This window comes from Pedobacter flavus (genome assembly GCF_036324285.1).
Taxonomy (GTDB): Bacteria; Bacteroidota; Bacteroidia; order Sphingobacteriales; family Sphingobacteriaceae; genus Pedobacter; species Pedobacter flavus.
Window position 1 is genome coordinate 638,402 of the sequence record NZ_JAZDQU010000001.1, and the last position, 26,289, is coordinate 664,690.

General features: G+C 34.0%; 22 protein-coding genes. 14 read left to right on the forward strand and 8 right to left on the reverse strand.

The features are described 5' to 3' along the window. The first annotated feature begins 134 nt into the window (after nucleotides 1-134). The 10 genes from VRU49_RS02955 to VRU49_RS03000 all read left to right on the forward strand — a co-directional run bounded on the left by VRU49_RS02955 (nucleotide 135) and on the right by VRU49_RS03000 (nucleotide 8,941). The gene (locus VRU49_RS02955) at nucleotides 135-515 is read left to right on the forward strand and encodes a hypothetical protein (protein ID WP_330145288.1); all 381 of its coding nucleotides are present in this window, start codon (nucleotides 135-137) and stop codon (nucleotides 513-515) included. 324 nt (nucleotides 516-839) lie between these two features. Beyond that, a complete protein-coding gene (locus tag VRU49_RS02960) occupies nucleotides 840-1,247 on the forward strand; it encodes a hypothetical protein (protein WP_330145289.1) in 408 nt (135 codons plus the stop codon). A gap of 226 nt (nucleotides 1,248-1,473) precedes the next feature. Next, nucleotides 1,474-1,911 carry a hypothetical protein gene (locus VRU49_RS02965; RefSeq protein ID WP_330145290.1) on the forward strand — a complete coding sequence of 146 codons (438 nt, stop codon included), beginning with the start codon at nucleotides 1,474-1,476 and terminating at the stop codon, nucleotides 1,909-1,911. Between the two features lie 110 nt (nucleotides 1,912-2,021). Continuing rightward, complete coding sequence (locus VRU49_RS02970; RefSeq protein ID WP_330145291.1) at nucleotides 2,022-2,573, forward strand: hypothetical protein; 552 nt, start codon at nucleotides 2,022-2,024, stop codon at nucleotides 2,571-2,573. A gap of 115 nt (nucleotides 2,574-2,688) precedes the next feature. Next, entirely contained in the window at nucleotides 2,689-3,264 is a 576-nt protein-coding gene (locus tag VRU49_RS02975) for a hypothetical protein (protein ID WP_330145292.1), read from the forward strand. 552 nt (nucleotides 3,265-3,816) lie between these two features. Then, a complete protein-coding gene (locus tag VRU49_RS02980; RefSeq protein WP_330145293.1) occupies nucleotides 3,817-5,943 on the forward strand; it encodes an AAA family ATPase in 2,127 nt (708 codons plus the stop codon). A 6-nt stretch (nucleotides 5,944-5,949) separates the two neighbouring features. Beyond that, nucleotides 5,950-6,831, forward strand: coding sequence for a DUF3226 domain-containing protein (locus VRU49_RS02985; protein WP_330145294.1), 882 nt, complete (start codon nucleotides 5,950-5,952; stop codon nucleotides 6,829-6,831). A gap of 38 nt (nucleotides 6,832-6,869) precedes the next feature. Beyond that, the gene (locus VRU49_RS02990; protein ID WP_330145295.1) at nucleotides 6,870-7,031 is read left to right on the forward strand and encodes a hypothetical protein; all 162 of its coding nucleotides are present in this window, start codon (nucleotides 6,870-6,872) and stop codon (nucleotides 7,029-7,031) included. A 195-nt stretch (nucleotides 7,032-7,226) separates the two neighbouring features. Continuing rightward, nucleotides 7,227-8,192 carry a DNA (cytosine-5-)-methyltransferase gene (gene dcm, locus VRU49_RS02995; RefSeq protein WP_330145296.1) on the forward strand — a complete coding sequence of 322 codons (966 nt, stop codon included), beginning with the start codon at nucleotides 7,227-7,229 and terminating at the stop codon, nucleotides 8,190-8,192. Further along, a complete protein-coding gene (locus VRU49_RS03000) occupies nucleotides 8,189-8,941 on the forward strand; it encodes a hypothetical protein (RefSeq protein WP_330145297.1) in 753 nt (250 codons plus the stop codon). The genes dcm and VRU49_RS03000 overlap by 4 nt, the downstream gene beginning before the upstream one ends. Nucleotides 8,942-9,660: 719 nt before the next feature. On the opposite strand, the gene VRU49_RS03005 is transcribed toward VRU49_RS03000, so the two are convergent. Continuing rightward, nucleotides 9,661-10,002 carry a hypothetical protein gene (locus VRU49_RS03005; protein ID WP_330145298.1) on the reverse strand — a complete coding sequence of 114 codons (342 nt, stop codon included), beginning with the start codon at nucleotides 10,000-10,002 and terminating at the stop codon, nucleotides 9,661-9,663. Nucleotides 10,003-10,408: 406 nt separating this feature from the next. On the opposite strand from VRU49_RS03005, the gene VRU49_RS03010 reads away from it, so the two are divergent. Continuing rightward, nucleotides 10,409-10,864, forward strand: a complete 456-nt coding sequence (locus VRU49_RS03010; RefSeq protein ID WP_330145299.1) for a JAB domain-containing protein — start codon at nucleotides 10,409-10,411, stop codon at nucleotides 10,862-10,864. Between the two features lie 439 nt (nucleotides 10,865-11,303). Here VRU49_RS03010 and VRU49_RS03015 read toward each other — a convergent pair whose 3' ends face one another. Together VRU49_RS03015 and metG are read right to left on the reverse strand one after the other, a co-directional pair. Further along, nucleotides 11,304-11,822, reverse strand: coding sequence for a YciE/YciF ferroxidase family protein (locus tag VRU49_RS03015; RefSeq protein WP_330145300.1), 519 nt, complete (start codon nucleotides 11,820-11,822; stop codon nucleotides 11,304-11,306). A 175-nt stretch (nucleotides 11,823-11,997) separates the two neighbouring features. Next, nucleotides 11,998-14,103 (reverse strand): methionine--tRNA ligase, encoded by a 2,106-nt coding sequence (metG, locus tag VRU49_RS03020; protein WP_330145301.1) that lies wholly within the window; start codon nucleotides 14,101-14,103, stop codon nucleotides 11,998-12,000. Between the two features lie 99 nt (nucleotides 14,104-14,202). On the opposite strand from metG, the gene VRU49_RS03025 reads away from it, so the two are divergent. Together VRU49_RS03025 and VRU49_RS03030 are read left to right on the forward strand one after the other, a co-directional pair. Beyond that, nucleotides 14,203-15,105: a S66 peptidase family protein gene (locus tag VRU49_RS03025; protein WP_330145302.1), complete on the forward strand. Its 903-nt coding sequence runs from the start codon at nucleotides 14,203-14,205 to the stop codon at nucleotides 15,103-15,105. 2 nt (nucleotides 15,106-15,107) lie between these two features. After that, a complete protein-coding gene (locus tag VRU49_RS03030; RefSeq protein ID WP_330145303.1) occupies nucleotides 15,108-15,515 on the forward strand; it encodes a DoxX family protein in 408 nt (135 codons plus the stop codon). Nucleotides 15,516-15,564: 49 nt separating this feature from the next. Here the strand turns inward: VRU49_RS03030 and VRU49_RS03035 are convergent, their stop codons facing one another. The 4 genes from VRU49_RS03035 to VRU49_RS03050 all read right to left on the reverse strand — a co-directional run bounded on the left by VRU49_RS03035 (nucleotide 15,565) and on the right by VRU49_RS03050 (nucleotide 23,733). Continuing rightward, complete coding sequence (locus tag VRU49_RS03035; RefSeq protein ID WP_330145304.1) at nucleotides 15,565-16,248, reverse strand: hypothetical protein; 684 nt, start codon at nucleotides 16,246-16,248, stop codon at nucleotides 15,565-15,567. 178 nt (nucleotides 16,249-16,426) lie between these two features. Further along, nucleotides 16,427-17,854: a SusD/RagB family nutrient-binding outer membrane lipoprotein gene (locus VRU49_RS03040; RefSeq protein ID WP_330145305.1), complete on the reverse strand. Its 1,428-nt coding sequence runs from the start codon at nucleotides 17,852-17,854 to the stop codon at nucleotides 16,427-16,429. 28 nt (nucleotides 17,855-17,882) lie between these two features. After that, the gene (locus VRU49_RS03045) at nucleotides 17,883-21,125 is read right to left on the reverse strand and encodes a SusC/RagA family TonB-linked outer membrane protein (protein ID WP_330145306.1); all 3,243 of its coding nucleotides are present in this window, start codon (nucleotides 21,123-21,125) and stop codon (nucleotides 17,883-17,885) included. A gap of 136 nt (nucleotides 21,126-21,261) precedes the next feature. Then, nucleotides 21,262-23,733 (reverse strand): M14 family metallopeptidase, encoded by a 2,472-nt coding sequence (locus VRU49_RS03050; RefSeq protein WP_330145307.1) that lies wholly within the window; start codon nucleotides 23,731-23,733, stop codon nucleotides 21,262-21,264. Between the two features lie 69 nt (nucleotides 23,734-23,802). On the opposite strand from VRU49_RS03050, the gene VRU49_RS03055 reads away from it, so the two are divergent. Continuing rightward, a complete protein-coding gene (locus VRU49_RS03055) occupies nucleotides 23,803-25,095 on the forward strand; it encodes a UDP-N-acetylmuramoyl-tripeptide--D-alanyl-D-alanine ligase (RefSeq protein WP_330145308.1) in 1,293 nt (430 codons plus the stop codon). On the opposite strand, the gene VRU49_RS03060 is transcribed toward VRU49_RS03055, so the two are convergent. Further along, a complete protein-coding gene (locus VRU49_RS03060) occupies nucleotides 25,078-26,286 on the reverse strand; it encodes a thioredoxin family protein (RefSeq protein WP_330145309.1) in 1,209 nt (402 codons plus the stop codon). The genes VRU49_RS03055 and VRU49_RS03060 overlap by 18 nt on opposite strands. Nucleotides 26,287-26,289: the final 3 nt, after the last annotated feature.

Below are 26,289 nucleotides of genomic sequence, written 5' to 3' on the forward strand. Positions count from 1 at the left end.
GCATCCATATATGGAAATTTAGGCCTTTTTATTCAGTTATTATGAAAATCCCCAAAAAAGAACAGACCATCGAAGACAAGAAGAACAAAGCAGTTGAAGATCTATTTGAAAAGATAGTTACAACAGCTAGAGAGATGCTAACTATTTTTGACAGTCAGAAATATCGTACTACAGTTTTAGTAAACCATGCAAAAATTGGAAGAAGTGAAACCCTTATAAGTGAGTTCTTAAGCTTTTACTGGAACTTCACTTTATCTAAAAATAAGGTTGGCGCATACGTGATCTATGTCGCTTATGACAGTGAAGCTATCGAGAAATTTGGAAACAGACTACACACTCAAATGCTACGAGCCATTTTCAAATATTCTATGGCTGATGCAACTCACCTAAATATTGAAGATTCAATACGAATTGCAAGTACTCCTACTGAGATTAGAAATTACTACTACAAACGAGTAATGGACGGGGAAATAGAAAACGTAAGCATTATAATTGAAGACAAAAAATCTGCTTAGAAAACAAAGGTGCTGACAGCACCTTTGTTTTGTCCAATCTTTATCTATACATTAGCGAAAAAAACAAAACTATAAGAAAGTAAATTAATTAAAATATAAGCGTTAGCTAAAGTTCTTGTAAGAGAGAAAACCTAGGAAATTTTCGTATACACAAACAAGGATAGTTAGAGTTACGCCCTGCGCAATAAGCGCAGGGCGTAACCTATCTGTTTGTGTAGGTTCTCCTAGGTACCTCTCTTTACAGAAAATGGTTATTGTCCCTGCGCTTGTTATGTTTTTAAACGCTGATTGAGGGGCATCAGCTAATCAAATCTATTATACTCAATGAGTTATTTTAAAGTCTCTCTAACTATTCTTTTTTTCTCTTGCTTTATGGGATTTTCCAGTTTTGCTCAAAAACTTGCGAAGAGCTTTAATTTTACATACGATGAGCAGTTCAATCCCTATGTAACAGTTAAGCTTGAAAACAAGCTTAAAAAGCAAGTTGCACAAGTCGTATACGTTTTCCAGTTTGGTGATTTTTCAGGCTGGGAAGATACATCTGTTAGCCGTGCACTTAAGGCAAGCTCATCAACTACTGTTGTCCGAACTATTAATCTAAAGCCTGGATACGCTTCAACCGATAAATTTAGAGTCCCTCAACTCCCAGGTGGGTCTAAAGAGACACCGCTCGTTCAAATTCTAAGGATTCGATATGCTGACGGAACCATTGATGATACTGTAAGCCAATAATTATGGACGAGATACTAAATGTCTTCAAAGGCCTACTATTTATAATAATCATTGTATGGGTATTAGGCTTGGTCTTTAAAAACAAAATCAAATGACAAATATTGAAATGGTGACTACAGTGATCATTATTGTGATCGGTATCGCAATTTTGCTAATCAATAAAAATAGAAATCGATGAAACAAACTTTACTTTTGCTTTCAATATTTACCTGCTATTCATAACCTCATGGAGCAGAAAGCAATCATCATGACGATGGCACTGATGCTATTTAGTATCGGTACATTTTCACAAGGAGCAATCCTCGACTTTCCTGTTAACTCTGCTACACTTAATGGGAAGCCCACTCTAATCCAAGAAAGTAAAAGTGGGACTTTATCATTTGCTTTTGATTCTATGAGAGAAGGCAAGCCCCAGCTAACATATTTTTCTGGCACGAGAATATTGATGGACGGTAGCTTAAATTGGGTGCAGGAGAAGAGTTCAGGTAACTCTGAGGAATATTACATTTGGGATTCGATTGATCGTAAAGGTTTGAAGCGAAAATTGCCAGTAACAATAGATTTAGCTAAAGAAGGTAAACAGGGGCGTTTCTTGATAGTGATCAAAATGGATGGTAATACATATGTCTACCAAGGTTTCGCCAAAGTACTCATTAGCCAGTAAGAATGGCAACATTGATCTATTTTAATAAAATGCTATAATACCAATACTCAGTTAAACTAACCTACAACATGAAATCCCATATTGATGAGCTAAGAAAGAACTACTCGAAGATGTCTGAAGAGCAACTGCATAGAATTGCGGAGAACGATGTCTTCAAACTGACACCTGAAGGATTACAAGCGTTGCGAGAGGAAGTTCTGAAAAGGGAACTTCCTCTTTGGTTTCAAATAGATGATCTTATTGAAGATCGAAACCACTTTATACAATTGGTTCATAGAACTGCAGAAAATTTACGCGACCTTCCTTGCCCAATCTGTGGAAGTGAAGAATATAAGCTCAATTATGTCACGATAACAACGATTATCGGTAAGGTTTTCACCACAAAAATCACTAATCAACCTATTTTAGGTTGCTACAATTGCGTTTATAATATCAAGCAGGAAGCTGAAGATACAAATTCCATCTACGGATGGTGGTCAATAGAAGGTTTAATAGAAACACCGAAAGCATTAAAGGCCAATGACAATGCAATGAAATTGATGGCAATTGATGAGCCTACTGAAGAATTGTTAAACTACGCATACATACTTATCATGAGAGAAAGAGAGGAAGAACAGCGACTAGATGCTTTAACTATCACCATAGAAAAAGAGCTGCAGTGATTTGGCTCTTTTTTTGAATTAAATACAAATGGTATCTATTGAAGAAGTAATTATTAAGCTGTATGTTTGAATAAAGTCAAAACTATAATTTACTATTTTTAGCAACTCAAATTTTATGAATGCGAAAGAATTACTTACACTTTTAATTCCTTTGCTAATTACCTTTTTGTACAAAACACTTGAACATTTAGGAGTGATAGATATATTGACAGGAAGAAAGCATTTATTGAAGGCCTATGAGTATCTTAGTAAACCGTATGGCTACCCTACCAACTGGTTTTATGCTAAAAAAGATAAAGTGCGTTTCAGCAGTATATATAAGATTTTGAAGCGTTACTGTAAACAAAAAAAATTCAAAGATCTTTTAAGTGACAATACGCATCCCGAAATTATATCAGTTGGAGGGGAACCAATCGCCATGCGTGGCGTTCCAGCTAGCCTCCCTCAACACATAAGAGCTTATTATCCCCTTTCCTCCACAGTAATTTTGTTAGTCTACAATCCCAATCCTTCAATTCCAATAGGAGAAAATCACAATGGAAAGGGTTTAGAGGTATGTACTTTAGAGGAGCTAAAAAATTGGATTGACAAGGATAAGAAAAAATTAGACTATTGGATTAGCACAGTGGGGGTTTTTCTATTTTTAATCCTTTTAGCGCGACTCGCATTAATTTACTTTTTCTCCAGCTAGGATTAAAATTAATCAGGAAGATCGGTATTCCTCCATTCCCAATCTTGCAAATATTTATGCCAAATAGAGGATAGAAATAATTGGGAATAAATCTCTTTGTCATTTTATTTGCGGATAGAGAGGTCAGTCGTCATTCGCAACTCTCATCTTTTATAAGCTAAACACGTTGTGTAAGCTTTTATAAAATCACCGTTGCTTGATTATTTTGCTCACCTGCGTATCGTTCAGGCTGCGTAACTAAAACAACCTCGCGGGGAGTATTTTGAAAACTTAGAGTTACTTGTGTTTGCAACATGTCTCTGAAGTCGTACTTTGTACTCTCCCTTCAGAGACCTTCACTCAGTTCGCTGATGGTGAGCCTGCTTAATAGCAGCTTATTTTGTCGGTCTTACGGAGTAGTAATGCATTAGATTTAGAAAACTCTGATTAGGAGAGTATTTTAATAGGTCTATTTATGTGTAAGTCTTTATTTGTGTTTTAGCTGATGTTGTACTAAAGTAAGTCGAATATTGATTTAATCTATTTTAGTTATATTTAATTTTTTATTTCAACATGGAAACAAAAGTTATTTCAAGACATATTGATAGATTATTTCTAGATCCAAATAACTATAGATTTATAGATAGTAAGGAATATCACAAAGTTGACGAAGTTGATATTAGCGATCCAAGAATTCAGCAAAAAACTTTTAACCTGTTAGTAGGGAAGAACAACGATAATGTTTCTGATCTAATTACGAGTTTCAAAGCTAATGGTATACTTAAATTAGATCCAATTCAAGTTAAAACATTAGATGATAATTTCTTAGTTATTGAGGGAAATAGAAGGACAGCTGCTTTAAAATTTCTTTACTCAGAATTTAAAAAAGGGAATAATGTCGGCAAACTCACTTTGGAATCTTTCAAAAGTATTGAGGTAGTTTCAATCTCTGGTGATAATCCAATACAACATTTGATCACTATGGGACTGCACCATATTAGTGGAAAACGTAAATGGTCACCAGTAAATCAAGCACAGTTGATCAAAGACCTTAAATACATCCATGGAATGCAGGAAGAAGATATTTGTAATTCCCTTTCAATTTCAAAACATAATTTACGAAGAAATATAAGAGTCTTAGCGTTAATAGAACGCTATAAAAATAGTGACTTTGGAGATCAATTCGAGCCAAACATGTATTCTCTTTTCGAAGAGATTATCAAAAAAACGGAAATAAAATCTTGGTTGGGTTGGGACGATAACAAATTAGAACCTACTATTTTAGAAAATGAAGAAAAGCTCTTCTCGTGGATTTCTAGAGAAGAATTTGTTGACGATGAAGGTGAAGAAAACCAGCAAATAATTATTAAGGAGCCGATAATTACCAAAAGCCATGAAATAAGAGATCTGTCAAAAATTATCACGGATAAAAAAGCCATAGACCACATGGAGCGTAGCCGTAATATTACTGCGGGTTTTACTTTTAGTGATGCCATTGGAGAGACTAGATTGCACAATGCTATTGATATAATTAGAAAAGAGACGCAAGTAGCTTTCCAATTTAGTGAGTATATGATTGAGCGTGATTTTATTACAATCGCTACTCTTCGGGACAAGCTGGACAAGTTACTGCCAAGCAGTCGAAGTTTGATTTCAAACACGGAGAGACTTTCTCAAAACTATTTTGATCAAATAAATAGTCATTTTAGCAAAATTGAGATATATAATTATCGTCGGCTAGAGAACATCACAATTGAAAAACTATCAAAGATCAATATCTTCGTAGGTAGTAATAATTATGGGAAGACTTCTTTTATAGAAGCAATTTACCTCCTAAGCCAGATGAATAATATAAATGGTTTTATAGAGGTTGAGCAATATCGCGGGAAATTTTATAATGACTTTCACTCAAGGTGGATTGACAGAAATTTTACTCCTATATCAATCCAAGGTGATTTTAATTCTGCTAATACAAGTTTATCCATATCTAGAAGTGTCTCAGAAGATGAGGACATTGATAAATTGAATTATATTTCATCAATATCATTTGATGCTGAAGTAGGTGATGAATCCTTTAACAGTATTGTTAATCTGTATACAAATAGGGAACCCGAGTTGTATTATTCAAAAAGTCATTCATTATGCTATGCGACATTTACTAGTCCATTTAGGCATAATCCGAAACTGGTTAAAAATGCACATGCAAAAGCAATTCGAGAAAAATATTTCCAAGATATAATGGATTTTATAAGATCTTTCCTAGATCCAAATATCGAGAAAGTTGAAATGGTCAACATAGAAGGCGATAGTAGATTTCAAGTGTCCTCATTAAAACATGACAACGTTATAGATATAACTAAATATGGCGAAGGTTTACAGAGAATTTTTGAAATAGCTCTATTAATAGGTTACAGTCAAAATGGAATAATTTGTATTGACGAGATCGATAGTGGAATTCACAAATCTTTACTTATTGATTTTACTGAGTTTGTACAAACAATTAGCAAACGTTTTAATGTACAGGTATTCATGACCACACATAGTAAGGAATGTATTGATGCTTTTATCGAAAATACCTGCGACAATGAAGATTTAACTGCCTATATATTAAGTGACAGAGATGGGGAAATTAACTGCAAGCACGTAGAGGGGAAAAGATTAGAGCGTTTAGTGGAAAATTTAAATCTAGATATAAGATAGTTAACTATGAATGTTATTGTTTGCCTATTGGAAGGTCCTCATGATGCAGCCTTTCTTTATAAGATTTTAAAAACAAACGGGTACTCTGAATTTAGGAAGCCAATTAAGGCGTTACCAGGGCCAATTTTCGGATTTCTTACAAATCCGAAACATCATAGTGACTTAACTGTATCAGAAATGACATATGATATGGCAAATAGACGTATCTATCCTTTCGATGTATTAATTGATGAAAACGAAGCAAATTGCATTCTTTTATATCCGTTGATGGGCGTTCAAAACGCCGCTTTAAGAGAGAAAATAATAAAGTCAATTGATGATGTGGTTGTTCTAGGAGATGATGGTGCAGCAGATTTTTCTGAGGATCATAAATACGTTATAGCGTATTTGGTGGATGCTGATAACGATGGGGTAGAGGAACGCTTGAATTCGATATCTGAAGAACTCATGTCATTTTTCCCTGATATTAAAGTTGATGTCTTTAAGGAAAACGGTACTGTGCAAATTATCGGAGACTTGGAAATCGGAGTGTTTGTCATCACTGAAATCGGATCACAAACAGGGAGGTTAGAAGACATCCTTATACCTTTAATGAAACTAGATAACGATGATATTTTTTCAAAAGCTGAGGAATTTTTAGGCATTCATGAGCAAACCAATTTGTTTAAGGGAAAGGTCGAACGTTATGAAAATGGTATTATTAAGAAAATAAACAATGTAAAATACGATTATAAAAAGTCCCTTGTGGCTACAGTTGGTCAACTCCAGAAATCTGGAATGAGTAATACAGTTTGTATTAAGCAAACAGATTACTTAGAAACCGCCAAGATTCAAGCCAACGAATCTTGTAGATCAATTGTAAATTTTTTAAATAAAATTATAAAGTAATATTTAATACACTTTTCCAAAGCATCGCTTTTAGAATTATGTCCATATTTGGAAGCTATGCTGAAAAGCTTGTTAAAGAAGCAAGAGTGAAAGTATGCCATATAGCAGAAGGAAGATATTATGATATTAATTGGACAGTTGTTGAGGTTAAGAATCTCGGAAGGGTTCATTTGATGTTTACAAATGGAAATTCCATTTAAGGTGAACTTGATAGACAGCGGCCAGAGTAAAAAATTTCATTTAATCATTTAAAATCTTATTTTAATAAAATAATTCATGCAAAACAACACGAGACAAATACTAAATATTTTAGTATATTTACCCCCCTTCTGAAAGATAAATTATTTGCTTTTTAATGTTTGTAAAATAGAAACTAATTTTAAATTTGAAAAAATATGGAAAATATAAAATTCATTGATTTATTCTGTGGAATAGGAGGGTTTCACATAGCAATGAATGAAGCGTGTGAGGACTTAAATCTTGAAGCAAATTGTGTTTTTGCTTCGGATATTGACATACACTGTCAAAACAGTTATGAAGATAACTTCAAACTACGCCCATATGGAGACATCACTACTATTGATCCTAAAGATATACCTGATCATGATATACTTTTCGCTGGATTCCCATGTCAGCCTTTTAGTATAATAGGACAGATGAAAGGCTTTGAAGACACGAGAGGGACACTTTTTTTTCATATTGCTAATATTATTAAGGTTAAAAAACCAAAATCATTTATATTAGAGAATGTTAAACAACTTGTAGGTCACGATAGTGGAAATACTTTGAAAGTTATCATGAAAACACTTAAAGATCTAGGTTATTCAGCAAAGTATTCCGTTTTGAATGCCCTTGATTATGGGCTTCCTCAAAAACGTGAACGTATAATAATTGTAGGACATAAAGATCCTATTTTATTTAGTTACCCATCTCCAATAAGGCCTTTCAAACCCCTTGTGGAAATATTAGAAAAAAATGTAGACAAAAAATATTTTGCTTCTGATTACATTAGAGAAAAGCGAAAGCAAGCACATCAGTCTTCATATAAAATCTCCATATGGCATGAGAACAAGTCTGGCAATATAAGTTCTTATCCGTATTCATGTGCCCTGAGATCGGGTGCCTCTCACAGCTATCTACTAGTTAACGGAGAAAGACGATTAACTCCTAGAGAGATGTTTAGACTGCAAGGCTTTCCCGAAACATATAAGATTACAAAAAGCGATAGTCAAGCTAAAAAACAAGCTGGGAATGCAGTCCCTGTTAACATGGTAAGAGCTGTAATCAAAAAACTTCTTCCATATGTCGCTAAATCGGTTGATATGTCTGAGGTTATTCAGGAATACGAAGTTAATTTATGATGAATTATAAATCACCCAAATTACGCTCGGTGGATAAAACTTTTCCACCGTTCCCTTTAAACCACTTCCCATCTGAATTTGCCGTTAAATTAGGTAGAGAATTAATTTATCTTTTAGCCTCTAAAGGAAAACCAATATTAGAAGGCAATGAATGGGAAGCCATGTTTGCAATCGCAATTGGAGCTCAATGGAAGCCATCAAACATCGGGTTAGACGATGTGGTGCTGGGTAATACCGCTTGGGGTGCAAAAAGTGTTAAAGCCAAAACACCATCAAAAGCAACTAAAGTTAGACTCATTTCTGGACGAAACTCCCCTGTATACTCTTATGGGGATACTATTGATACATCAGCAGACCCAAATGTTGTGGGTCCTTCTGTATTAAATATTTGGAATGAGAGGGTTTCTTCGGTAAGAGAGAGATTTGCAAATATTAGAACTGTTGTTCTTGTAAAGTCTGATGATTTAACCGAAGTAGTGGTATTCGAATTAGACACTATAAGATATGATCCAGAATTATTTACTTGGAAATGGAATAAGGGAAATAATTTAGAAGGATATGAGAAGTCTACATTTAAGCATAAATTTACATGGCAGCCTCATGGATCACAATTTACTATAGTCGAAGACATCCCTGAAATGAGTTTAGTTATTAATATCAAACAACCTAACTTGTTAGATAAAGAAGAGGTGTTAAAAACTTTGGGAGTGGTAGATAAGGAATGGATAAAAGTGACAAAGAAAGTTTAATCTGCAGTATAACTGGAAGCGAGTTTACTCTTATGTTCTTCCAAGCTATAAAAATCATTTACTTGGCTTATTTCTTTTGGCAGGCTTTTTAAAACAAAACGGCTATGCATTAAAACAGTTTTTATGTTATTGGTTTTGTTCACGTCAACGCTGATACTAAGATGAATTTACGAGAATTTTATTCTTCTATTGGAACTATTAAAAACTATCTATTTAAAATAATTATATCTCCAAATTACCCTTTCTCCCCAACACGCTTAGAGAAATTCCGCCATAAACGCTCACGTTTTCTTGTCAGAAGCAACTAATAGCGGAAGCTATTTCGGATAATTTTCCACTTGCAGATAATTTCTTAGCGCATAGCTGGACAGCAGCTTTGAATCAAAGTAGTCACATATTTTTTTATAAGCTAATAAAGCAAATTTCAGCTTTTAAAACATAACCTACAAAATTCCCCAACCTCCATCTTTTCCCATTTTACTAAAGGGGGTATATATACCTATTGGTAAAACGATCAAGTAAAAATAATTTTCAAAATAACATAGGTTAGATGTGAATTATCCATTAATTGTGTAGATATAAACTAAACGAGAGCAGCAAATATCATTTTAATAAATTCTATTAATATCCAGATTTTAAACTCCTTTCCTTAATAAGATTATATAGGCAATTATTAGGATACTTATTCAGAATTTAAGATGCTAAATCAATTCCTATTATTACATCGTTTTTTCTAAATAAAATGCAGATATCGCAGCTTGTTCAATTAATGTGTTATTACTGCTACCATTTTGATACATATGTTTTAAAACGTCCATTTCCGTTACACCCACAGCACTCCTTTTTCTGATGCCAATCATCATTGAGCCTAACCTGTTAATATTGTCAAAATCTATATCATGGCCATGACGCTTGAGAATTGGGTCTACAAACTTCTTTATCGATTCAGCCTCAGGTTCATTTTGAAAAGCAACATGAAGCAAGTGATATCCATCAGCCGCAGATTCCATTTTGAATTCATTTACTGTTTGATTGTTCCGATCATTCGTGTCACATCCCAAGGTGCTAACACAAATAAATACTAATAATATTCTTATAGGCACTTTTAACATATCCAAAAATTTTAAATTATTTTAATCTCTAATATATGTTTCTATCATTTCAATTACAAATCAAATAACCATTAAAAACTTGGAAGCCAAAGGGGTAGAATTAATAGAATTTGACTTTTTTTTTAGAAAAATAATAATTCCTATAGAATAAGATTTATTACAATTCAAAAGGAAATAATTATCCAAAAAAAATACATTAATGTAATGAACCAAGTTAAGCTTGTCTCTCCAACACATTACAAGGAATTTCCGGCATAAACGCTTCCTATGTCCACGCACCTTCCATTTATTCCGTTCCTCCTTTATTTAGTTGGCTAGAAAGCTTGCTCATGTTCCATAATTAATTTAAAATCATATGGAACAAAACTTATTCAAAGTAGCTGAAGTGAAAATAAGCTACAAACAACACTTTAAAATCTCTGAACGACCTAAGATTAGTAAATCACAGGACGCTTACTCTGTTTTATTAAATGGATGGAACTTGGAAACTATCTCATTGTATGAAGAATTTAAACTACTCTTATTAAACAGGAGTAATAGAGTATTAGGGATTGTGAATTTATCTGTAGGAGGAATTACAGGGACAGTAGTTGACCCTAGATTGATCTTCGTATGCGCTTTGAAAGCTAACGCATGCAATTTGATTCTTGCACATAATCACCCATCGGGAGCATTAACACCTAGTGAAGAAGATATAAAGTTGACTTCCAAAATAAGTAACGCAGCGAAGTTGCTAGAGATTACAGTCTTTGACCACTTAATAGTAACTGATAATGGCTATTACAGTTTTGCAGATAACGGTTTGCTGTGATGAAATCGTGCGCCAACAGATGCGCCAAATTGCGCCAATTATTTGACATTTTTACTTATATTTATTAAAAAAGCAACAAGAAATTTTACGGGTGTAATTCCTTGAAATTGAAACATTTAAATGCATTGACGAGTGATTTTGACCGAGAGAATCGAACTCACATCTAAAGTTTAGGAAACTTCTATTCTATCCGTTGAACTATGGGACCAAAATTTATGTTACAAATATAGTTAATGTAATTAATTGTATTTGGGTTGATTAATCGAATTTATGATTTATATATAAACGGTTAAGCTGTCTATTAAAATTTATAAATAAAACGATGTTTTTTACTCCAAAAGCAAGTTAAAAACTTCATTAATTAAATTTTAATGGCTACCATTTAAAAAAAGCCCCAACCATTTTTATGATTGGGGCTCATTAACTTGGTTCAATCTACTTAAGAACCCACTGCATTTACACCAGACATAGCTATTTCAGTTAACAGTATATCGGTTTCTTTTTCCTGATCTAAAATTTCTTGTAATAAGTTTTCTGATTCAGTATGACCCATCAGTTTTGCATAGGTTACCAAACATCCATAAGTAGCAATTTCATAATGCTCAACTTTTTGAGCCGCACCAATTAAAGCTGCATCCAAAGCTTCGTTGTCTTCAAATTCCTCTATAATTTCTTCAGCCTCATCTAATAATCCTTGCATAGCTTTGCATTTTTTTCCTCGTGCTGTTAACCCAATTGAATCAAAAACCTGCTTGAGGTTTTCTATCTGACCTTCAGTTTGATCATGATGGCTTTTAAATGCTTCTATTAGTTCAGGATTAACGGCTGCTGCCGACATTTTTTTCAACCCCTTTAATAATTGTCGCTCAGCACCAAGAACATCTCTTAATTGTTCTACAAACAACTCATGGAGTGCTGCATTTGGCATTTCCTCATTTTTACCATTATTATTTTTCATATAATTTAATTTTAAAGTCTTCTTAAAAAAAACAGAAGGTTTATCGGCAAGTTTTAAGAAATTGAGAGAATCGTACAACTTTCAAGAAACCTATTTAGATTTCAAGATGTCGTTCCTAAAAATACAGGCACAAAAAAACCACCCAGAAGGTGGCTTTTTAAACATTTTATATTTTTTATTTAATAATAGAACCTGGACTGGTTAAAGAAGAAGGGGATACAAATACCAATTTTCCGTTTTCGTCCTCCGCCATCAAAATCATACCCTCCGATTGAATTCCTTTTATTTCCCTCGGAGCCAGATTCACCAAAATACTCACTTGTTGACCAGTTAAAGTACTTGGATCAAAATGTTCTGCAATTCCCGAAACTACTGTACGTTGGTCTATTCCGGTATCGACCTTTAATTTCAATAATTTTTTGGTCTTTTCTACCTTTTCTGCACTTAAAATAGTCCCCACTCTAATATCCATCGCATTAAATTCATCGAATTGGATATTTGCCTTTGCTGGCTCTACAGTTTTGGGTTGAATATTATTTAATTTGGTCTGATTTAATTTTTCAATTTGAGCATCAATCTCCGCATCTTCAATTTTAATAAACAATAACTCAGCATCATTTAATTGATGTCCACTCGGAATAAGATCAATTTTACCCGCATCTAACCAATTATGTGAACCATAATTAATCATTCTCGATAGTTTTAACGCACTGAATGGTAAGAAAGGCTCAATTAACACCTTTAAATTGGCAACTATTTGAATGCTGATATGAAGTATCGTTTTAACACGCTCTTCATCTGTTTTTATCAACTTCCAGGGTTCAGTTTCTGCTAAATATTTATTTCCTAATCTAGCAAAGTTCATTACCTCTCCTAGTGCTTCTCTAAAGCGATATTGTTCTATTGATGAAGAAATTTTTGCAGGAGCTGATGCCATCTCATCAATCACGGCTTTATCTTGTTCTGTTAAATTGCCTAAAGCTGGAACTTTTCCTCCATAATATTTATGGGTTAATACCACAACTCTATTAACGAAGTTACCTAATATGGCAACCAACTCATTATTATTTCTAGCTTGAAAATCTTTCCAAGTAAAATCGTTGTCTTTAGTTTCTGGAGCTGTTGCTGTTAACACATAACGTAAAACATCCTGCTTATCAGGAAATTCTTTCAAATATTCATTTAGCCAAACAGCCCAGTTTTTACTGGTAGATATTTTATCTCCCTCAAGGTTCAAAAACTCATTTGCAGGAACATTGTCAGCCAAAATATAATCACCATGTGCTTTTAACATCGCTGGGAAAATAATACAATGAAATACAATGTTATCTTTCCCAATAAAATGAACCAATTTAGATGCTTTATCTTTCCAATAAGTTTCCCAGTTTCCTTCAGCTTTAACTCGCTGATTCATATAATACTCTTCGGCCTTTGGATGCGTACTTCCACTATTCGAATATTTAAACAACTCCTTAGTAGCAGAAATATATCCAATTGGAGCATCAAACCAAACATATAGCACCTTACCATCTGCACCTTTTACTGGAACTTTTACTCCCCAATCTAAATCTCTGGTCATCGCTCTAGGATGTAATCCAGCGTTTAGCCAACTCATACATTGACCATAAACATTAGATTTCCATTCTTTGTGCGATTCTATATATTCTTTTAACTGCGCTTCATACTTATCCAATGGAAGAAACCAGTTTTTAGTTTCCTTTAATACGGGTTTATTTCCGGAAAAAGTTGATTTAGGATTTATTAAATCTGTTGCATTCAATGTACTGCCACAAGCTTCACATTGGTCGCCATAAGCATTTTCATTACCGCATTTCGGACAAGTTCCTGTAATATATCTGTCTGCCAAAAATTGGTTGGCAGATTCATCATAATATTGCTCTGTTATTTCCTCAGTAAATACTCCCTTTTCTAAAAGATGAGCAAAAAAACCTTCAGCTGTTTCATGATGTGTAGCAGAAGAAGTTCTGTGATATATATCAAAAGAAATCCCAAAATCTCTAAATGAATCACCAATTATTTTATGGTATTTATCTACCAATTGCTGAGGAGTAATGCCTTCTTTTTTTGCTCTCAAAGTAATTGGAACCCCATTTTCATCTGAGCCACAAATAAAAATCACATCTTTATTATTCGAGCGTAAGTACCTTACATAAGCATCTGCGGGTAAATAAACTCCGGCCAAATGGCCAATATGAACCGGTCCATTAGTATAGGGTAAGGCTGCGGTTACGGTATATCTTTTTATTTCTTCTGGATTCAAAACGCTGAACTTTAAGCACCAATATTGGGTTAATTATCAATAAAATTGAAGCATAAACTTAAATTTTATTAGGTTTGACAAAGATAAGTGTTTTTAAGCATGTATATGTTACCTGATTATTTAAAAAAAAACGATAAAATCGCGATAGTTTGTCCAGCTAAAAAGTTGCCAAAATCTATTGAATTCGGCATAAAAGTCATAGAAAGCTGGGGATTGAAAGTGATTTTAGGCGAAACAGTAAATGCTAGTCATCATCAATTTGCGGGCGACGATGTCTTGAGAACTCGAGATATTCAACAATATTTAGACGATAACGAAATTAAAGCAATAATTGCCGCAAGAGGCGGATATGGAACGATTAGAATAATTGATGAACTAGATTTCACAAATTTTAAGAACAATCCAAAATGGATTGTAGGTTTTTCAGACATTACCATCCTTCTTTCTCATATCTACGCTAATTTTCAAATTCCTACCATTCATGGGCAAATGCCGATGACTTTTGATGAAGCAACACCCGCATCGTTAGAAAGTTTACGAAAAATATTATTCGGTGAGTTGTTAGAAATAAATACCGACTCACACCAGTTCAATAAAATTGGATCGGTAGAAGGAGAAATTATAGGGGGCAATTTAGCCTTATTAATTAATATAGAAGGCTCGGCATCTGAAATGAATTTTGATGATAAAATTCTGTTCTTAGAAGATGTGGGAGAACATGAATACGCAATAGATAGAATGATGCGTATGTTAAAAAGAGCTGGAAAATTAAAAAATTTAAAGGCTTTAATTGTTGGTTGTTTTAACGAACTTGGAGAAGAATCTATTTATTTCGGACAAAACCCCAATGAGATTATAAAAGAAATTGTTGAAGAATATAACTATCCAGTTTGTTTTGATTTTCCAATAGGTCATATAGAAAATAACATGGCTATAAAAGTTGGTGGTATAGCAAAACTAAACATCACTAAAGAAAAAGTATCTTTAATTCAAAATTTTTAAAAATGGCATTATTTAAATCATTACACAACAAAAAAGACGAAGGTTTATTATTACTTAGGATTGGACTTGGTATCTGTTTTATGATACATGGTTACCCTAAAATTACTGGCGGATTAGAAGGTTGGGAAGGATTAGGCGGAAGTATGCAAATATTTGGAATAACGGTAATGCCAGTTGTTTGGGGCTTTTTAGGTGCAGCCAGTGAATTTATTGGGGGATTATTACTAGTATTAGGCTTATTTACGAGGATTTCTGCCCTTTCTTTAATGTTTACAATGGTTGTTGCTGCAAGTGTTCATTTAAGCAAAAATGAGGGATTTGCTGGTGCTTCACATGCAATAGAATTAGGAATCGTTTGCTTGAGTTTATTTATTATTGGACCTGGTAAATATAGTATAGACAAAAAATAAGCGCCTGTTAAAATAACAAGCGCTTATTTTATATTAGTCAGTTTAACACTTAAAGTGAGTCAAAATAAGTTAGAAGTTTAACCATATCAGATTCTTTTTTAAGGTTTAAAGAAGAATCTTTAACATATTTCTTTACAGCCTCTTGTTTAGCGCTAACTGCAGCTAATAAAGCTTTATCATTCTTTACTTGTTCAAATGTATTATTTGGACCTGCCACATAGAAAATAGCCTCATCACCTATTTTATTAATAGGTTGTGCAGAACCATACGATGCAGTCTCAATAATCGCTTTGGTATGTAGTTTTAAAAGTTTAGTATTTCCATCATATAATACTTCATAGAAATTATCATTCACTTTTCTAAATTTACGATCTTTTGTTCCGTCTTTTAAAATGAACTCTTTAATTGGCTGACTATACAACATTTCTTGTCCATCTCTTTGTGTTACCAATACTTTATCTATAGCATCATAATTTAATTTTTCTGCTTCACCAGATTGGCCATTCACAAAATAAACAATACCCTTAGTCCATTTTTCATTAATAAATGGCGATCCTTCTACTTCCCTTTGCACACCCCCAATATTCCGAATTGTTTTACCTCCATCAAAAGAAATTCTAGGCACATACCCTTGAACTCCACCGCCTAACATAGGAGCATTACCTTGTGCATTTGCAATTTCTATACTCGCAATACCTATAATTGCCAGCGCGATATATTTAATTTTTTTCATATCATCTTTATTTATATTAAATCTAATATACTTAAAAAATTAAAAAAAAAATAATTAATGAAAAAAAATCGTTACTAATTAATTAGTATATAGATAGATATAACTAAGAGGTAAAAATTCTTGTATAAAAAAAATGCCCCGAATTAGCTCGGGGCATTTTTTTTATGATACGGTTAGCTTATTGAGCCCACCATACTTTGTGTAATTGACTATCCTTTTTATCAGGGAATCTATCAACAGCACCTTTTAAACCAGCAGGATTAGAAGTTGATTCAGCTGTTTCATACATATATCTCTGAGGAATAACTCTTGTTGCACTTAAGTAATCTTGAGCAGGAGTTAAAACAGGGAAACCAGTTTTTCTCCAGATATTCCAAGCACGTAAACCATCAGGGAAATGTGCAAAATATCTTTGAGTTGCAATTTTTCTAACGTTGTCAGTACCTAGAGCTACACTTGCTTGAGCTACATAAGCAGTAGCTTCAGCTGAAGTACGACCCCATTGTAAGAAAGATTGCTCGATACCTCTAGCATATAAAGAAGTAGCACTTTCTGTAGTCCATCCTAATTGAGCAGCTTCAGCTCTTGCTAACAAGATTTGACCAGCTGTTAATAAGAAATGAACATCTCTTTGCTCTCTCAAATCGCCTCTGATAATATAAGCCCAATCAGGGTTTAAATCAGTCCAGTTAGTAACGAAAGCTCTGTCTCTTCCATAAGGAACACCTTTTGTTGAAGTCTGGTTTGAATTTGGATTCGCAGCGTTTCCAGCGTGAGCTTTTAAACGATCGTCATTCAAACTTAACATCATGTTTACATATGTATCTGAAACTGCATTATCTCTACGACCATCATATTGAGACCAATATGGGTTATTGTAGTTGTCTGGAGGAGTAACTTGCCAGTTATCAGCGTTTACTTCAATGCTACCACCAGCATCAGCTAAAGCAGCTTTAAATTGCGTAGCTGCATAATCTGAAGCTCCTGGATATTTTTTAGACAACTGTAAAGACATTAACATTCTTAATGAGTTGTTTAATTTTCTCCATTTAGCAGCACTTCCATTATACATAATATCACCAATGATTTGTGAATTATCAAAAGCAGCAGCAGCAGCAGTCAATTTCGCTAACATACCTTTATAGATCTCTTCTTGAGTATCATATTTAGGAGAAGTGAAATCAACACCTTTCATTGCTTCGCTATATGGCATATCACCTAAAACGTCGGTTAAATTCCAGATAATATATTGCTGCGCAATAGTAGCTACTTGTTTTTGGTTATTTGTAGAAGTACTTAAAGTCTGTATATTTTGAAAATCATACAAAGCACCGCTATAAGTACCAGCAAAACCAGCTCTTGCATCAGCATAAACTGAAGCACTTGGATATTGTGTCTCAGAGAAATACTGAGCATAATATCCCGGAGTTATTTGGTAAGCGTATCCTCTTGCAGAGTTTAATCCACCTGCTAATAATGATGCAGGAACTGGAGTATTAATCGCATCTGGATTCACGTTAGTATCACCAAATTCTCCAAATTTGTCACAGCCAGAAGCACCTAAAACAAGTGAAACCGCTGCGATATATAAAAATTTCTTTTTCATAAATTTAATTATTTAATGTTTCCCACAATTAGAATCCTACTCTTAAGTTAAAACCAAATCCTCTAGTTGAAGGAAATTGTCCTGACTCACCATTTGTTCCTGAAATCTCAGCAGGATCGAAATCTTTTGTTGTAGAATAAATGATAACTGGGTTTCTAGCAGTAATTGCAAATGAAGCGCTGCTAACAACTTTAGCAAGACCTAATTTCGCTACTGGGATTCTGTAACCGATAGCTACTTCACGTAATTTAACAAAAGTTAAATCGTGTACATAGTCATCAATTGTAGCTCTATTAAACATATTCACATAGTAAGTTTGTACTGGAACATATTTATCAGAAGCAACACCTGCAGCAGTAACACCTACTACTCTTACACCACCACCATTAGCAACAGATTCACGAACATTAACACCTTTATCGTTAAGTACAGCAGTTCTTTCAGTTAAACCACTATAGCTACCGAAAGCTTGTGATAATGAAGCGAATTTACCACCAACTTGCCAGTCAATGTTTGCAGAAATATCAAATGCATTCATGATAGTGAAGTTGTTTTGTAAACCTCCTGTATGTTTAGGTTCAACAGCTCCCCAATATTTGAATGTACCAGTTACATAATAACCGTTAGCATCTACAACTGGAACACCGTCAGCGTTTCTAGTTATACCTCTACCGTACATAATACCCCATTGTTGACCTTTCTCATGATAAGTTTGAGGTAAGTTTCCGAATGAAGAGTTAGCGATTGCGAAACGAGTGATGTTATATTTATCACTGATCTCAACAATTTTATTGTTTAATAAGTTTGCATAAGTTGCATTAGCTGTCCAAGTAAAGTTTGGAGTTCTGATTGGTGTACCACCTAATTGGAACTCTAGACCTTCTTTTTCAATTCTACCTACGTTAGTTAAGATAGAAGAGAAACCACTAGCAGCGTTTACACTAACTGATCTAGGGAATCCTTTCTCAGTTTTATCCCAGTAAGTAGCAGAGAAGTTTAATCTTCTGTTTAACAATTTAAAGTCGATACCTAAATCTTTAGAAGTAGCAACTGCACCAGTAATTTGCGGATCTACTAATTGATCAGGAGTACTCATTAACATATAATCACTCCATTTATTAGCACTGATTCCATAAGAGAATCCTGGATAAACGTAGTTACCAATGGTTTGAGGAATCTCACCCCATGAACCTCTGATTTTAGCTTCGCTTAACCAAGGCATTTGGTTGTTTTTGTTAATTAAATCAGAGAAAACGAATGAACCACCGAATGATTTTGACAATACGTCATTTCTTTCAACTGGTAACGAAGCAAAATAATCGTTACGAATAGTTCCTTCTAAGAATAATAAGTTTTTGTAACCAAACTGTGCTCTAGCGAAAACTGCACGGTAACGCTCTTTTGAACGTGAGTTAGAAACTGAAGGAGTTTGGAACGAGTTAGCAATTCTGTAAACATCAGGAATAGTAAGACCTTGTGCTCCAGCAACTGTACTAGCGCCATTTGCTTTACTTTGAGCAGTGAAGAAGTCCATACCCGCCATTGCATCAACAGTAAAATCTTTTATTTTTTTAGAATAGTTTGCTACAAACTCATAGTTCTCTCTGTTTGAATAAGATTGAGAAGTTGAGTAAGAAGCTTTTTCACCAGTTTGGTTTGCACTAAATTCTAAATCAGAAGTTCTAATGCTTTCACCCCAAACAGTGTTTTGTTGTTTACGATAAGTACCAGTGATTTTTAAATCTGGAGTAATTTTATAACTTAATGCTAAGTTACCATATAATCTATCTCTGTTGTTTTGAACATCAATTAAATCTTGGTAAGTATAGAAGTTATACCAATAGTTTGCACCGTAAAATGCAAGTGGATTAGCAGGGTTGTATGATCCTGGATCCGCGTGGTTCCAGCTACCATAGATAGGACGACCACCGTAACCACCTGGAGCAGTTAAACCTCTTAATTCTTTCATAATGCCCATATCTAAATCACGGTGCATCCATTGGTTGAAACCACCAGTAGTTGAGTTAGAATAACCATCGTTAATCTCTCCGTTTAATTTAGTATTAACATAAGTCCAGTTAGCTGCAATTGTAAATTGTTTTGAAACATCATAAGATGCATTTAACTGTAAAGTGTTTTTAGCTAATGAAGTTGTTGGAACCAAACCGTTAGTATATTGGTTACCATAGTTCATTCTGAAAGTATAGTTGTCACCAGAATTTGAATACGCAATAGTATTATTAGCTGTAATACCAGTTTCGAAGAAATCTCTTGCGTTATCTGGTTGTGGAGTTAATGATGCTGTTTTGTATGAATACTGAGAACCTGGATACCAAGCATACCAAGGAATATACTCCGAACCATCCATTTTTGGACCCCAACTTGAGTCATCGCTATAGTTATGGAATTTTTTTCCGTTTAAAGCTTGCCACTCAACTGGTTGTGAAGCATTCCAAGTATAAGTTTGTAAGTTTGGATTAGCACCTCCAGCAAATACATCTTGGAAATCCATCATTCTAGCGATAGATTCTACTGTAGTATTTAAATTAACTGATAAACCAGTACCTGATCCTTTTCTACCTTTTTTAGTAGTAATTAAGATTGCACCGTTAGCTGCTTGAGAACCTAAAATAGCTGCTGCTGCTGGACCTTGCAATACTGTTAAGTCTTCAACATCATCTAAGTTAAGATCATCTGCGTTAGGTAAAATAGTTCCGTCAACAACATAAAGTACACCTGTACCAGTTCCAAAACCGCTACCACCACGTAATCTGATATCAGTATTTCTACCTAATGCAGCAGTAGATTGTGAACGAATCTGAACACCCGCAACTTTACCCGCCATAGCGTTGTTTAAGTTTGTAGCGTTTACAGTGTTCAATTTGTCACCAGCTAAGTTTTGTGAATTCGAAGTTGCTGATCTTGGAGCTACTTTAGTACCGTAAGCACCAGTGATAACAACTTGATCGATACTTTGAGTATCACTCTCTAATTTAACATTAATTACGGTACGAGCACCGATAGTTACTGTTTGAGGAGTATAACCAACAGATGTGATGGTTAATGCTTTTGCATCTGCAGAAACACGGATGGTGTATTTACCGCTTGCGTCTGTAGCCGCACCTCCTGCCGCGCCTTCAACCTTTACACTTGCTCCAGGAATCGGACTGTTGTCCGTTGAAGTAACTGTACCAGTTATGACGCGATCCTGTGCTAGTGCATTGAATGCAACAAACACAAGAACGAATAAACTTAGTATAAGTTTTTTCATAAATTAATAAATTTAGGTTAGTTAATAATTATTTAATCGTTAAATCTAGGTGTAAAAAATATTACAAACAAATTTTTTTTAACATTTCTTTAACTAAATTATTAAAAAATAATTGTGAAGACTGTTTTTTTGTGATCTAATCTACCATCCACAAGGTATTGACAAACATTTGTTTACCCGCCTCCCAAAAAGATCTGAACAAAGGATTTACCCCAAAATATATAATTTGGCCCCTTTCTATTGATTCCTGACCAATTAACATTCCGTCTTGCAAAGTTTTCATTACGCCACTTCCTGCTACTCCTGATACATAGCCATCCTTCCTTAAAACCGCAGAATTATAACCTCTGCCCAATAAATTGTAAAGGCTAGAGTTGGTTTTTAAGGTGTAATAGCTTTCACCTAGCCCTAAGTTTATAGGGTTCTTTGTGTCAATATGCAGTTTAAATATGGCGCCAGGTATTGAATTTGAATTGTTTTCAGTATTTAAATGCGCGTAGTTTAAATCTACAGGTGGCTGTGGCTTCTCTAATGTTATTTCCTTTTTCGCGATTTCAAATGGCTTTTTGTTAATAAATGATTGAATTGCCGTTTCAAAAACAATTAATCGTCCGCCACTTTTTATCCATGGCAAAAGTTTTTCATGTATCTGATCACCATATCTTCCATTAGGTAATATTAAGGTGTTAATTTCATTTACATCCAGATTACCTATTTGGTTTATATTTACTAATGATATAGGATAGTTCATCTCTTCTTCTAAGAAATGCCAAATCTCACCCATATTTAAGGAAGAAACTTCAGATCCAGAAGCTAATGCTATTTTAGGTTCCGACATTAATCTATAGGCGTTAGACCCTAAATCTTTTCCCTTTTCTACTTGCCCCGTTTGAACTGGAGTATATACCTTATTATATTGTTTAAAAATATTTGAAACTAATCCCGACTGAGAACTCAACAATCGAATATTATCTGCTCTATATATTAATAAGGTACCAGGCCCAAATTCTTTACCCGATAATGTAAAAGATTGATCTGCTTTTCTAACCTTTACTCCAGCTTCAAATAACGCACTTAATAATTTAGAATCGCTGATAGAGTTCCAATTAAAAATCCACGCGTATGCTCTATCTGCAAAGTCTAAGTTTGGCCTTTTAATTTCTAACCCTTCATATTTTCCTTTAACAGATTCTGTTAATGCAAATGCTGGCAAGTTATAAGCAAATGGCAATGCCCATGCGGTTATGTCGTAGGTGTTGCTGTCAGAAACAAAGGTTGATGGTTCAAACAAAACATTAGCCAGCATTGCTTTTCTCTGATTTAGGTTTATAACCAAATCATTTCTATTGATTTTAACTTGTTCTTGTTTGCCCGATTGAAAGCTATAAGCTGAATACATTTTATCGCCTCCAAAGGCATACTCTATTTGGTTATTATCTAATAAAGATATGAGCTTAGCCATTCTCTCTTCGTGAGCAGCTTGTACCACATAGGTTTTATACTTTCTATTTGATGGTTGTTGGAAAAACTTTTTAAATTCTGTCACTAATCTTTTGCTGTTTAATGATGCGGTTTCTATGGTGGCCAATCCACTCGTAAAATGATGTTCCAACCTATCTTTCAAGGTAAGTAATTCTCCGTTCTCCATAACTACTGCTAATCCAGCAGCTGCGCCACCCCCTTGTTCATAGGTCATACCAATGGCACCATTATACATAGGATAGGTATCGCCATAAGCAGGATATAATAAATCGAAACGCTCTTTAGTAAAATATAACCACCCATTCTGATCAAAATATTTAGCGTTATTTTTACCAACTATTTCCTGAAACTCTCGTTGCCAAGGGGTAATGTCGGCATGTATAGGTTCTGCGGCAGGCGCAAAATAGTAGGGATCGTTATACCCCTGTTCATGAAAATCAACATGTACCTGTGGCATCCACTCATTGTATAATTTAATTCGGTTTTGCGATTCAATTTGACTTTGCCATGCCCAGTCTCTATTTAAATCGAAATAATAATGATTGGACCTTCCTCCAGGCCAAGGTTCGCTATGTTCTCTACTTATAGTATTAGGGTTGGTAAGTTTTGAAGTTGAACTGTTAAAGTAGCTTACATATCTATCTCTACCGTCTGGATTTAAACAAGGGTCTATTATTACGATTGTATTTTTTAACCAATTTTTAATTTGCTCGGTTGGGTTAGCTAACGTATGCAGCATTTTCATGGCAGATTCTGTAGAACTTGCTTCGTTACCATGTACATTATAGCTTAACCAAACTATTGCAGGTTGGTCTGTACTGGCAGAAGAATTGCCAAAAACAGTTAATTGCTGATTATTTTTCTTTATTTCTTCTAATCGGGCGATATTTTCTGGCGATGAAATTACAACCGCAATTAAATCCCTATTTTCATAAGTCTTACCATAATTAATGTATTTAATATGATTATGATTCTCAGATACGGTTTTAAAATAGCTTACTACTTTATAATGTGGTGTAAATTTAGACCCCAATTCATACCCTAAGAAAGAAGAGGGTGATGGCGATTGCGCAAGGAGCGATGATTTTAAAAATATCAGAAACCCTAAAAGTAGAAGCTTTTTCATAAATTAAATTTTATAGGCCGAAAAGTGTATTTCAAAATGTAATTTTAACAATTAATTATTTATCCTGCAATGATAACCATTGAAGCCCTTTACAATATCTATTTAAAATCCAGTCATATTTGTACTGATACCCGTAAAATAAGTAAGGATTGCCTGTTTTTTGCTTTAAAAGGAGATAATTTTGATGGCAATACTTTTAGCGAAAGTGCATTGTCTATGGGGGCTTCATATGCCATTATAGATAATCCCGAATTCAATACTTCACCAAATACTTTATTGGTGGATGATGTTTTAACCACATTACAAGATTTAGCTAGGTTTCATCGCTCCAAATTAAATATACCAGTTATTGGTTTAACAGGCAGTAATGGTAAAACCACTACAAAGGAATTAATAAATAAGGTTTTATCTGCTAAATTTAAGACTTTCGCTACTGAAGGAAATTTAAATAATCATATTGGCGTTCCTTTGTCTATTTTATCTATAACGAATGATGTAGAAATTGCCATTATAGAAATGGGGGCCAACCACCAACAAGAAATTACAGCATTATGTAATATCGCACTTCCTACGCATGGATTAATAACAAATATTGGAAAAGCACATTTAGAAGGGTTTGGTGGGTTTGAAGGGGTAAAGCTCGGAAAAGCTGAACTTTACAAATATTTATCATCAAATAATGGGGTAATTTTTGTGAACAGAAATAATGGGGTGCTCATGGAAATGGCTGAAAAATATCCTGCTACCAAGGAGTTTTATGGCGATAATCCATCAAATTTATTAGGAGAATTAATCGAGACCAATCCTTTCATTAAAGTAAAATTAAATTTCGGGGAAGTAGCATATGATTTTCAAATGCATATAACCGGAGATTATAATTTTGAGAATATCATTGCCGCAGCATATATCGGCTGGTATTTTAAAATTGAACCAAAGGAAATAGTAAATTCACTTTCTAATTATATCCCTACAAATAATAGATCTCAAATAAAAAACACGCCGTTTAACACTGTGATTTGCGATTTCTATAATGCAAACCCAAGTAGTATGCATGCAGCTATTTTAAATTTAATGGCACAAAGCCATCCCTTTAAAGTAGCCATATTAGGCGATATGTTTGAATTAGGCGATGAATCAGCAGAAAATCATCGTTCTATTATTGCCAGCGCACTTAAAGCAAATTTTAACGAAACGCTATTTATTGGCGAACAATTTTATAAAGAATTGCTGCCAGACGCAAAATTTTTCAGAACTAAAATAGAGGCAGAAAATTATTTAAAACAACATCCAATTAAAAACGCTTTAGTACTTATTAAAGGTTCAAGAGGAATGGCCTTAGAGCAATTATTGCCCCTCTTCTGATTCTATTTGATCAAGCGTGTTTTCTAATTGACTTTTTAACTCCTTAGGCGCATTAGGATCTTGGATTATTTTATTTGCGTAGATCTTAAAATTAGCCTCATCGTGCAGTTTTAAATAAACTAAAACACGAACTAAGTTCTTTTGGAAATTATCTGTGTCTTTTGCTTCCTTAATTGGATAATTCTCAATGGCAGAAAACGACTTTTGTAATTGATCTTCTTTCGGGAAATTTGAAGCAAATGCAATTACCATATTCGACAATTCGTTGAATGAAGATTTTTGGTCTTTATTTTCTAAAAATTTAGCATAAATTGGATAAGCCTCATCTTCTAAATTTCTGCGCAAATAATATTCTATGGTATAGTAATTTGAAGTAAAATATGCCTTTTCTGGAATATATGAATTTAACAACTCATTAAACTTTGCCAAATCTTGATCTCCAGTTATAACATTGGTTGATGCTTCTATCGCATAAGAAACCGCTAGTCCTGTTAATCTTATTTCAAATTCACCTGGATCATATCCGCCCACTTTTATAACTTGCTCTTTATTATTTACTAAAAGTTTCAACATTTTATCGTTCGGCAATACGTTAACCGTTTGAACAATAATATCTAATAAATGCTTATCTGCTAATACATCTGGGTGTTTAGATAGGTATTCTCGAGCAATTAAATCATAGTCTTGATCTCCATTTTTAACTGCTGAAGCACCAAATTCAAAAAAGTCTTTCGGACTCATTTTCAATGCTTTCTCGCGAACTCCGCTCCATCGCAAATCTGGATTATTTGCCACTTTACCGTTTTCTAAAAAAACTGGAGATTCTATAAATCCTAGAGATTTATGAACTACATTCCCATCACCATCAATATATAAAGAGGCAGGATAAGATCTAACATTGTATTTAATGGCTAGCATTATACCTTCGCCAGCTTCCATATTGTATTTTACATTGATAAATTTATCGTTGTAATAAGTTGCTACATCATCATTAGTATAAACTTCGGCGTCCATCTTTTTACAAAATGTACACCATGTTGTATATGCATTGAAGAATATTAGTTTATTTTCTTCTTTGGCTTTTTTAAGTACTGATTCCCATTTTGGGTTTTCCTGAAATTTAATTTCAGATGAAAACACCTGAAGCGCCATAACTAGTAGGCAAATGGTTATAGAAATACGTTTCATCATTTT